We start from the raw sequence: 10,813 nt of genomic DNA, 5'->3' as shown, positions 1-10,813 counted from the left end.
AGCCATCCGTTTATCGGAATTAAACGTTGACATATTGTCATTCAGTTTTCAATGTTCTGTTTTGACTGCTTATCTATTATAGCACTTCAGCAATTCGTATGCAACACCTTTTTTATATTTTTTTGGAAGCAATCTGCTGTGCTGTGCTTGTTTATGTCGTCCGTGTTTTGGCGACTTTTATATAATACCAAGTGGGCAAGCAGGTGTCAACGTTTTGATTGATTTTAATATTGTAGTCTTACACAATATGAAAGAGGCAGTGCATTGCACTGCCTCTCAACCCTTGTCATGAAGCTTATTCTGGCGTGTTTTGTTTTTATATTTCAAAGCGTTTCTTTTCTCGATTTGTGCTTTTTCCTTCTTCTGCTGCTGAATATCCTCCTGCTGTTTTGCATTTCTTTTCTGTTCATTGCGTTCTGCTTTGGTTACTCTTCCCCGCTCTGCCTTTTCCTTTTCTGATGCTTCTATATACTTCGGCAGCATCAGAAGCTGGAATGCGTTACATATGATTAATGTAAATATTGATCGGTATATCCATGAAGTATCCTCTACACTCAAAAATGGAATCAGTGCGATGGAAGTCATGAATATCATATAGAAGAGAGCCGGAATGAACAGATTGCCACCCGGCGCCTCGCGGTCTTTCCATCTGGCAACGATGAAACCTGCCACAATGACGATAATCGGAATCCATATATAGTTCCATACGTGACCCGCTTCCATACCTAATCTATAGAATCTTACATAGAATAGATCGAATATGGCATACATCACAAGCAGCAGCTGTACATAGGGCCATAGCTTCCTGAAGATGCCCATACCTAATGGATGAATGAACAGATATATGAAGAAAGCGACCTGACTGACCGTTGCAATCAGAAGTCCATAGCCGAGAAACCAGACCAGACCGGCCAGAAATTCGCCGATCTGTCCTTCAAATAAATAACGCGTTACGTTCTGATATTCAGTGAACAGGCTCACGATGGCTGTAACCACCATACCAAGGAGCAGTGTTCTGAAATAGAATCTTACCAGGTATTTCGATGTCATACTGTAGTTCCTCCGCGATTATTCGCTCTCTTTTATTACATTGTCCGCAATGCTTCTATATATACTGCCGATTCTGTGCGTTTCAGAATAGACGGAAGGCGCAAAATCCTGTTCATTCCATTCAGGTTGCCCTAAAGGCAGCTGTCCGAGCAATGGCACTTGAAGTTCACGGGCCAGCTTCTCGCCGCCGCCTTTACCGAAGACGTATTCCTTCTCTTCAGTAAGTTCACTTTCGAAGTAGCTCATGTTCTCGATTACACCGATGATATCATGATCTGTATGCTGGGCCATTGCCCCTGCGCGTGCTGCTACGAATGCTGCAGTCGGGTGCGGCGTTGTCACGATGATTTCCTTGCTGTGCGGCAGCAGCTGGTGGACATCGAGTGCAACGTCCCCTGTGCCTGGCGGCAGGTCGAGCAGCAGATAATCAAGTTCTCCCCATGCAACCTCATTGAAGAAACTGCTGATCATCTTGCCAAGCATCGGTCCCCTCCATATGACAGGTGTATTCTCCTCTACGAAGAAAGCCATGGAGATCACTTTGACTCCAAAACGTTCAACCGGAATGATCGTCTTATCCTCAATGCCCGGCTTCTCTGTAATCCCCATCATATCAGGTACACTGAAACCGTATATATCCGCATCAATCAGACCGACCTTTTTGCCTTTCTCGGCAAGCGCGACAGCCAGGTTGACTGCAACGGTCGACTTTCCAACACCGCCTTTACCTGAAGCAACAGCGATGAACTGCGTGTTGTTATCCTTGAATCTATTCTCCACTTCACTGCCTGCAGTCCCCCGGTGCTTTTCAATCACCGACTCTTCCAGTTCATCAAATCGCAGTCCGACCGTGTCGGCACCCGCTTCTTTGAGAAGATTGACCACCTTCATCTGCAGGTCAAGCTGTTCCTGGCCGCCAAGACGACCGATTGCCACTTTGACACTTACATGCTTCTTCTCTTCCTTGATGCTGATTTCCTTGATACCATCCGTCTCTTTAATAGGAACGTTAAGAATGGGATCATTTATATTACCAACTATTTCTTCTACTTGTTCTTTAGTAACCATGAGAAATTCTCCTTCTATAGGCTAGATTCAATATCATCATGATAACATATCCCGATATCCATAAAATGAAAAAGTTCTTAATACTTTGTGATAAGTTGAAGCGTACATTCATGAAACATGATTTCTGCTGATATATTCCAAGAAATCGATGTATTCAGAATAATTGTATGAACTTTTATGATTACAAGCAGTCTGAAAAGGCTATATATGAGGTACGAACTATAGAAGGGAACGTTGACTACTATGAACTTTACACTCATGCAGTACTTTGAATGGCATGTACCGGATGACGGTAAGCATTGGGACCGTCTGAAGGATAATGCACAGGAACTTAAAGATATGGGAATCGATGCAGTATGGCTGCCACCACCGACCAAAGCCGATCACCCTTCCAATGCGGGATATGCAGTATATGACGTCTATGATCTCGGAGAGTTTGATCAGAAAGGCGCTGTACGCACCAAATATGGTACACGCGAACAGCTTGAGAAGGCGATTGAAGCATGCCGGGAAGCGGGACTGATGGTATACATCGATCTCGTGATGAATCACAAGGCTGGCGGCGACGACACTGAAACTTTCAAGGTGATAGAAGTTGATGCAGGGAACCGCCAGGAGGAAATTTCTGAGCCTTTCGATATTGATGGCTACACCCGCTTCTACTTCCCTGGCCGTAAAGGCAAATACAGCAAGTTCGAATGGAACTTCACGCATTTCGTTGGCGTCGACTATGATGCCAAAGAAGATCGTACAGGCGTCTTCAAAATTGTGGGAGAGGATAAGGACTGGAGCGAAAACGTAGATGACGAGCTTGGCAACTTCGACTATCTGATGTATTCCGACATCTATTACGATCATCCGGATGTCAAAGCGGAAATGATCGAGTGGGGCAAGTGGCTCACCGATACGCTGGATGTAGATGGTTTCAGGCTAGACGCAGTCAAACATATAGACAGCAAGTTCATCAGCGAATTCATAGATGAAGTCAGGGAGTATGCAGATCGGGATATTTATTTCTTCGGTGAATTCTGGAACCCGGAAATCGAAGCCAAGGAAGGATTCCTGAAGGATGTTGAATTCGACATCGACCTTTTTGATGTTGGACTTCACTATAACCTGTTCGAAGCTGCCAATGAAAAGGAGAATTATGACCTGACACAGATTTTCGAAGGTACACTTGTCAAAGAAGCGCCATGGAATACGATGACTTTCGTCGATAATCACGATACCCAGCCCGGAGAAGGATTGGAATCTTTCGTAGATGACTGGTTCAAACAGTCCGCCTATGCACTCATCCTGCTTAGACGAGATGGCTATCCGTGTGTATTTTATGGAGACTATTATGGTATTGATGGAGACTATGACAAGGAAGGATTGCCGGAAGCGATCGATCCGCTGCTTCGTGCAAGACATGTCAGAGCACTTGGCGAGCAGGAAGATTACTTCGACCATGCGGATACCATCGGCTGGGTGCGTTTCGGCAAAGAAGAGGTCGAAGACTCCGGTTGTGCTGTTGTCGTATCAAATGGCCTTGAGGATGGCGTTAAGAAAATGTACGTTGGAGAAGAGCGCAGTGGAGAAGAATGGGTCGACTTCACAGGCAACCGCGAAGATAACGTGACCATAGATGAAGAAGGATTCGGCGAATTCTATGCGAATAGCCAGAGTGTCAGTGTATACGCCCTTCCTGATGAATAGACAAGAGAAAAATACGGTTTTCAAGGAGGACGCAACATGGAGATAATTACAGCAGTATCCAGCTTTCTTTGGGGCTACCCCATCATCATCATGCTCCTTTTTACAAGCATCTACCTGACTATCAGACTGAAATTCTTTCAATTCGTCTACCCTGTATATATATTCAAACAGACTATCGGCAGGGTAGGTAAGAAACCGTTTGGCAAAGGAACCATCACCCCTTTCCAGACACTGACTACAGCACTGTCCTCGACAATCGGTGCCGCCAATATTGTCGGGGTGCCCGTAGCTATAATGCTCGGCGGACCCGGTGCAGTTTTCTGGATGTGGGTCATCGCTGTATTCGGCATGGCGCTGAAATTCGGCGAAACGGCTCTAGGCTTGCATTACCGCGAAAAAAATGAAGTGGGGGAATATGTGGGTGGTCCTACATACTATATGAGGAACGGAATCAAATGGCCGCTTGTCGGTAAAGTGCTCGCTGCATGGTATGCTATTTTTCTGCTGATTGAACTTGTGCCAAGTATAATGGTGCAAAGCAATTCAGTGGCTAGCACAATAGATGATACGTTCTCATTCAGTCCGTTGATCACAGGAATCATCATGGCCGTTGCTGTAGGTATTGTCGTATTCGGCGGCATCAAGCGCATCGGCAAGGTCACCTCGATACTGGTACCCATCATGGCCGGGTTCTACATTTTTGCAGGGCTGATCATCATTTTTATGAATATCTCATCAGTACCCGCTGTCTTTTCACTTATCTTCACAGAAGCATTCAATCCGACGGCTGCGCTTGGTGGCGGTGCCGGGGCAGTACTTGCAGAAACCATCCGTTGGGGCTTTGCGCGGGGCGTCTACAGTAATGAAGCCGGTTTGGGTACCTCTCCGATTGCCCATGCAGCTGCTAAAACCGATCATCCAATCCGGCAGGCGCTATGGTCAGTCATTGCAATTATTGTAGATACACTGATCATATGTACCGTAACAGCGCTTGTTGTCATAATGACAGGGGTATGGCAGCATAATGATGCGCATGAGGAAAGTGTCAGGGAATCTCTTACAGCACGTGCTTTTGCCGAATCATTTGGTCCTATAGGAAGTACGGCCGTTTCTGTAGCACTCGTCATCTTCGTCTTTTCTACAATCACTGTAGTCGTCTTCTATGGTGCCAGACAGGCGGAGTATCTGTTCGGATTATGGGCCGGCACATTAATGAAGGCACTCTATGTCATATCAATCGTCATCGGTGCCATCGGCGGTGCAACTATACTATGGGCTTTCCTTGACCTGACTCTATTCTTCGTCATCATGCCTAACATCATAGCAGTGATTATACTGTCGCCGAAAATCATCGAGTTGAAGGAGGAATACTTCAACTCCAAGAAGTACTACCAGAAGGATGTCGGCAACGAATAAGCTTGAAACAAGAAACCCTCCGACAGATCTGTCGGAGGGTTTCTTTTAATCTCTTGTACTATCGTACTTCATCAGCCGGTTCAATTCCTCGCTGCTGACTTTCTCTATGCCGAGCTTGCTTAGTGTCACACCTTCTCTGAAGAAGTCACGTCGAAGGAGAACACCTGTCAGTGTAATGACAGCATCCATTACCGGAGTGTCTACGTCTACCATATCTCCAATGCTTGCCCACAATACCAGACCATTCGATACATCTTCTGTTACATAGCGGTTTTCAAGGTCGGTCGGCCCGAGTATATCTTTGAGTATTTTGGAATTGTTATACTGCGCGAGCAACGATTCGTCCTCTTCAAAATATCCGCTTCTCACACTCCGTTTGGATTTGGAAAGGGCTTCGAAGCCGAGTACTTTGCATATTGCCTGGCGTTCTTCATCGATACGGTGGATGACATTCACTGTATGCTCAGTAATGCCTTCTTTATATAGGTAGAACTGGTCGCCTGCATAGTCGATTCTACCTGCATTCAGAATCGAAGGGCCGGGATGACTCTCGGGATTTCCATTGTTCAATGTTGTTTCGATGATATTTTCAGCCGGCTTCAAATAGTCATACATCCGATTGAAAACGACGAGCATCTCTTCTGTATGCCGGGAAGGGTATGCTGCGAACAGATTATGTTTATTATAGCCGATCAATTCTGCTTCATTACGCTCGGCGTGATATCTTGAAGCATAGGTGAGTGACATCGTCTCCCCTACTTTGACGTCCACATCCGTTTTCATATTATGCAGAACCCGTTTGAAGCGGATACTGCACATGGCGCTCGCACTATTGATCAGCACATACTGGCCGTCTTCAAGATATGGCGCAATGCTTTCTGCGACAGGCTCGACTGCAGTGGAGGGTATGGCCAGCATCAGAACATCCTGACCTTTTACGGCTTCTGCAATATTTCTTGTGAATCTATCAATTTTCACAGGTGAACCTTTAAAATTGATTTCACCCGTTTCTTCTATTTTACTCAAGTCTTTCTTGGACTGGGGAGACTGGTACAGCGTCACCGTGTGGCCTCTCTCCGTCATATCCACAGCAGCAGTGATGCCACCATGTCCAGCACCGAAAATACTGATTTTCAAACCCATGGAATCCCTCCTTCTAGTTATGTGCATCGTAGACGATTGTACCGTCTACAATTGTTTTTTCAACTCTTGTTTCAAGCAGTTCATCCGCCTCGACTGTCATGACATCCCTATCGAATATGGCAAAGTCTGCATAATATCCCGGTTCTATCAGCCCTGCCCGATCTGCCTTGTAGACAATCTTTGCGGCATTATGGGTATACATTCTGAAGGCATCATATCGGCTGACAGCTTCCTTCTCATTATACACACCTGTTTTTCCTCTGCGTGTTACAAGTGCATGGATACCAAGCAGCGGATTGACTGCTTCTATCGGTGCGTCCGAAGAGCCGCCGAGCAGTAGTCCATGCGCCTGCATTGTGCGGAAAGCGTATAAGTATTCCAGACGTTCTGTGCCAAGGTAGGATTCGACCCATGGCATATCGGATGTCAGGAATGTCGGCTGGATATCACAGATTACATTCAGCCGGGACATCCGCTCTATGAGGGACGCATCCAGCAGACTGCAGTGGATCAGGCGATCATGCTTGCCTTCCGGCACGGGGAACTTCTCGATTGCATCAACGACAAGCTCACTTGCCTTGTCGCCGATGACGTGCACAGCAATCGCGTCATTGTTGGCACGGGCTTTTTTGACCAGCGACTCAAGCGCTTCTTTCGAATGGATCTGGAGTCCATGGTCCTCGGTACCTTCATATGGTGCATTGACGAGAGCCGTCCTGCCACCGAATGCACCATCCATAAACAGCTTCATTGCATCTTTTTCGATCCAGTCTTCTATGAATTCCGGTGCGTCCTCAACCATCTCATCATACACCCGTTCATGCCTGAGCAGGTTGACCCTGAACTTCTTACGGTCGGGGCCAAGTGTTTTCTTATATGCTTCCAAAGGCATCTGATAAGGACCATGATATGACATGTCCTCGGTATGCGCATTTGTAATACCATATGTATACAGATGGTCGACTGCCGTTTCGATATCACCGCTCAACGAATCCACATCATCCTCGACCGTGGCATCCCTGATGGCTTCGAATGCCTTATCGTAGACCCAGCCTGTCAGCTCTCCATTTTCATCCCGTTCGTAATAGCCGCCCTCGGGGTCTGTCACTGTACGATCCAGTCCAAGCAGTTCCAACCCCCGGGTATTGACGACACCGGCATGCTGGCACACCCGGGTCACCAGTGTCGGTTTGTCCGTCAGCGCATCCAGCTCTTCATGGGATGGGCGGTACTGGTCGGGAAAATTGTTTTCATCGTAGCCAAGAATGAGATTCCATTTTTCAGTGGACTCGTATGTACTGACCAGCCGCTTCATATCATCAAGATCTGACACTTCATGCAGTGCCAGAGATTTCAGTTTTTTTCCGATCATAATCAGATGCTGGTGCGTATCTGTCAATCCGGGAAGCAACGTCTGCCCTTTCAGATCCACTTCCCTGTCCGCCTGGCTGCGGAGTACTTCCACTTTACCGGTCTGAAGTATCCTGCCGTTTTCTTCAATCAGTGCCTCGACAGTGTCGAGAGGCGCCTTCATTGTATATATTGAACCATTATAATATAACGTCTTCACTTTATTCCTCCTCACAAAAAGTGCTTCATATACAGTCTATATGAAGCACTTCCCTTTCCACAAATTCGTGAACCGATACTATTCATCATCCTTGCTCAATTCCTCACTCCGGTTTGCTGCCGCATTCAATGTTGCAGTGAGTATTCTTTTGATGCCTTCTCCATCCAGTGCATTGAGCCCCGCTTCTGTCGTCCCTTTTTTGGACGTGATATTCTTCCTGAGCTGACTGAATGGCAGTTCAGAATCCTCCACCATTTTCCCGGCACCGATGACCAGGTTTCTTGTCAGAAACAATGCTTCCTCTTCGCTGAACCCGAGCTCCATCAGGCTTTCTGCATACTTTTCATAAATGAAATACAGGAATGCAGAACCTGAACCTGTGGCAGCGGTGATATTATGCATGACATCTTCTTCAACCACCACCGTCGTACCGAAACTCTCCATCAGTTCCACCAGCTGATCCTTATCCGGGAAATTCCTGGAGTATGTGATGCCACTTACGGAATGCTGTACCATCGCGTTCGTATTCGGCATGATTCTGGCAATCGGATTTTCCGTCCGCAGTTCGCGCCGGATTGTCTTGATCTGGGTGCCTGCCATGACGGACACGATCTTTGTCTTTTCTTCAAGATACGGCCGGATTCTTTTGGCCACATCCGGAAAGCTCTGCGGCTTGCTTGCCAGGATGACATAGTCTGCATCATCCAGGAGTTCTGTATCATCATAGGAAACGTTGACGCCGAGATTCTCCTTGAAGAACATGACCTTATCCTGCTGGCTTCTGCTCGTCAGATAGATCTGCTCCGGTTTGACTACACGATTTTCGATCATGCCGATAAAGATGGCACTTGCCATATTGCCCGCACCATAAAAGACGATTTTCATCCAATCAACTCCCGTTTTGATTTCAACATTAACTATCATAACAAACTGAACGGAAAAATCAAAAACGCCCAAGCTACGCGTGGATGTAGAAAACGATGCCGATATAGTGCAGAATGCTCGCAACGATGATGAAGAAATGCCATATCATATGGAAGTACTTGCGGTTCTTCTGAGCATAGAACCATGCACCGATCGTATAGCTGATGCCACCAAGTGTCAGCATGAATATGAACATCCAGTGCGTATTGCTGATGATCTGCGGAAAGAAGAGAACCGCCATCCAGCCCATCACCAGGTAGAAGCCGAGGCTTACTTTACTGTTCACTTTGGGGCTGAGCACCTTATAGAGGATGCCGAAAATCGCAGCTGCCCATTGGATGATCAAGGTGATGATGCCCCACTTGCCTCCGATCACCGACAGTGCCACTGGTGTATACGTTCCAGCGATGGCTACATAGATCAGACTATGGTCCAAAAGACGCATGATGTACTTATGCTGGGTATTATGTGCCATGGAGTGATACAGTGTCGACGTGAGAAACATGAGCAGGATGCTGATGACATACACCGAACCTCCCACTGCATGCAGCGTTCCGCCCTGCTCGTACATATAGATTGCTGTAAACGGCAATATGAATATGAATATGAGCGCCGCCACACCGTGACTCACACTATTGCCCACTTCCTCCCCGAAGGATAGCGGCACAATATGCTTCAGAGACTCTTCAATCTTTTCACCCACCCCATGTCTTTTCCAATATAATTTCTTATGGGGTTCGCTCTGCCGGAGAAACATCACAGTACGCCTGCATCCATCAGGTCCTTATATGCTGTCTCTATGCTGTCTTTGCCCACCTTGTTCTTGAGCGGGGAAAATTCACCCTTGCGGTCGACCTGCAGCGTCATATGGGTATCTGCATGCACAAATGCATCGAAGTAGAACTTTTCGAACTTGAGCACTTCTTCTCTGACTACCTGCAATGTACTGTTCATATGCTCCAGCTTCTTCAATGCGAGATGGTAGGGCATTCTGACATCTGCAACTTTCTCCAGATATTTCATGCTGAATGCATGGATGCCGATGTTGCCATTTTTGAATGCCTCTTCTTCACCTTCAGGCAGTTCCGTATATTCAACAACGCTTTTTCTATCATCCACAAGGCACAGACGCCCGACACTCTCACCGGGTTTTGGAGCGATGGATTTCGAAGTCACTTCGTTATCATTCTGAATATGAAGCCCCATGAGCAGCGGATCGGCAACTTTTACTACAACATTATCGACATTGTTCATGAAGACGTGACGGATGCCTCTCGCTTTCATGTCATCAAGCATCCTACTTTTTTTCAATGCGCTGAAAATACCGCCATTACCATTTGGCGTCAGCAGAATATCCTTCTGCTCTGTGATCAGCAGTTCACCGTCCTTTGACAGGGCAGGGAAATGCTCCTGTCTGAAGAAATGGATATTTGCCGGATCCAGTTCAAAATAGCGATGGGACTCGAAGAAAGCCAGCGTCTCACCATGGTTGATATCACTTGTCATGATGTACCACTGGACAGGTGTCTTTACCTTTTCTTCAAAATTTCGCAGCTGGTTTGCCTGGAGTTCGAAAAGAGAACGCCCTTCAAAAGAAAATGTGCCTTTCGGTCCCTGGTGCTCGAGTCTCGTTCCCTGACCACCAGCCATCAGCAGTACTGCCACCTCTCCTTTGCCCATGGCATCATAGGCAACATCATTCAGCATGTCTTCATCCAGCTCGGCAGGTGTGGCATAAGGAACCTCCTTTATCGAACTCATATCTACATACGAAGGGTTCCGATATGCATCCTCGTACACTTTCCTGATTTCTTCCTTATCGAGCAGTTGATATTGGTCTTCCAATTTCTGCTGGCAGCTCTGTTCCAGCAATTCGAATTGAGGTATCCAGTTCGTTATCATGATCGGCCTCCGCAGTTGTTTTACCTTATTATAATCCAAATG

General features: G+C 46.7%; 9 protein-coding genes. 2 read left to right on the top strand and 7 right to left on the bottom strand.

What is annotated here, in order from left to right; genetic code table 11:
• Positions 1-276: 276 nt before the first annotated feature.
• Complete coding sequence (locus FO441_RS07780; protein WP_145288237.1) at positions 277-1,050, bottom strand: KinB-signaling pathway activation protein; 774 nt, start codon at positions 1,048-1,050, stop codon at positions 277-279.
• 18 nt (positions 1,051-1,068) lie between these two features.
• On the bottom strand, positions 1,069-2,118 hold the full coding sequence (locus FO441_RS07775; protein ID WP_145288234.1) for an Mrp/NBP35 family ATP-binding protein: 1,050 nt from the start codon (positions 2,116-2,118) through the stop codon (positions 1,069-1,071).
• A gap of 243 nt (positions 2,119-2,361) precedes the next feature.
• On the opposite strand from FO441_RS07775, the gene FO441_RS07770 reads away from it, so the two are divergent.
• Together FO441_RS07770 and FO441_RS07765 are read left to right on the top strand one after the other, a co-directional pair.
• Complete coding sequence (locus FO441_RS07770; RefSeq protein ID WP_237605765.1) at positions 2,362-3,816, top strand: alpha-amylase; 1,455 nt, start codon at positions 2,362-2,364, stop codon at positions 3,814-3,816.
• Positions 3,817-3,852: 36 nt separating this feature from the next.
• On the top strand, positions 3,853-5,232 hold the full coding sequence (locus FO441_RS07765) for an alanine/glycine:cation symporter family protein (RefSeq protein WP_145288228.1): 1,380 nt from the start codon (positions 3,853-3,855) through the stop codon (positions 5,230-5,232).
• Between the two features lie 45 nt (positions 5,233-5,277).
• On the opposite strand, the gene FO441_RS07760 is transcribed toward FO441_RS07765, so the two are convergent.
• The 5 genes from FO441_RS07760 to FO441_RS07740 form a co-directional block, all read right to left on the bottom strand.
• Positions 5,278-6,375 carry an NAD/NADP-dependent octopine/nopaline dehydrogenase family protein gene (locus tag FO441_RS07760; RefSeq protein ID WP_145288225.1) on the bottom strand — a complete coding sequence of 366 codons (1,098 nt, stop codon included), beginning with the start codon at positions 6,373-6,375 and terminating at the stop codon, positions 5,278-5,280.
• Between the two features lie 13 nt (positions 6,376-6,388).
• Positions 6,389-7,945 carry an amidohydrolase gene (locus tag FO441_RS07755; RefSeq protein ID WP_145288222.1) on the bottom strand — a complete coding sequence of 519 codons (1,557 nt, stop codon included), beginning with the start codon at positions 7,943-7,945 and terminating at the stop codon, positions 6,389-6,391.
• 78 nt (positions 7,946-8,023) lie between these two features.
• Positions 8,024-8,830, bottom strand: coding sequence for a pyrroline-5-carboxylate reductase (gene proC / locus FO441_RS07750; protein WP_145288219.1), 807 nt, complete (start codon positions 8,828-8,830; stop codon positions 8,024-8,026).
• 73 nt (positions 8,831-8,903) lie between these two features.
• Entirely contained in the window at positions 8,904-9,626 is a 723-nt protein-coding gene (trhA, locus tag FO441_RS07745) for a PAQR family membrane homeostasis protein TrhA (protein ID WP_145288216.1), read from the bottom strand.
• Entirely contained in the window at positions 9,626-10,771 is a 1,146-nt protein-coding gene (locus FO441_RS07740) for a UTP--glucose-1-phosphate uridylyltransferase (RefSeq protein ID WP_145288213.1), read from the bottom strand. The genes trhA and FO441_RS07740 overlap by 1 nt, the downstream gene beginning before the upstream one ends.
• Positions 10,772-10,813: the final 42 nt, after the last annotated feature.

It is taken from the genome of Salinicoccus cyprini (assembly GCF_007713705.1).
GTDB lineage: Bacteria > Bacillota > Bacilli > Staphylococcales > Salinicoccaceae > Salinicoccus > Salinicoccus cyprini.
This window is presented reverse-complemented; position numbering and strand designations above follow the sequence as displayed.

Coding starts and splice junctions, on each gene's coding strand:
- FO441_RS07780 (WP_145288237.1), bottom strand. CDS start 1,050: ATGACATCGAAATACCTGGTAAGATTCTATTTCAGAACACTGCTCCTT.
- FO441_RS07775 (WP_145288234.1), bottom strand. CDS start 2,118: ATGGTTACTAAAGAACAAGTAGAAGAAATAGTTGGTAATATAAATGAT.
- FO441_RS07770 (WP_237605765.1), top strand. CDS start 2,362: ATGAACTTTACACTCATGCAGTACTTTGAATGGCATGTACCGGATGAC.
- FO441_RS07765 (WP_145288228.1), top strand. CDS start 3,853: ATGGAGATAATTACAGCAGTATCCAGCTTTCTTTGGGGCTACCCCATC.
- FO441_RS07760 (WP_145288225.1), bottom strand. CDS start 6,375: ATGGGTTTGAAAATCAGTATTTTCGGTGCTGGACATGGTGGCATCACT.
- proC (WP_145288219.1), bottom strand. CDS start 8,830: ATGAAAATCGTCTTTTATGGTGCGGGCAATATGGCAAGTGCCATCTTT.
- trhA (WP_145288216.1), bottom strand. CDS start 9,626: ATGTTTCTCCGGCAGAGCGAACCCCATAAGAAATTATATTGGAAAAGA.
- FO441_RS07740 (WP_145288213.1), bottom strand. CDS start 10,771: ATGATAACGAACTGGATACCTCAATTCGAATTGCTGGAACAGAGCTGC.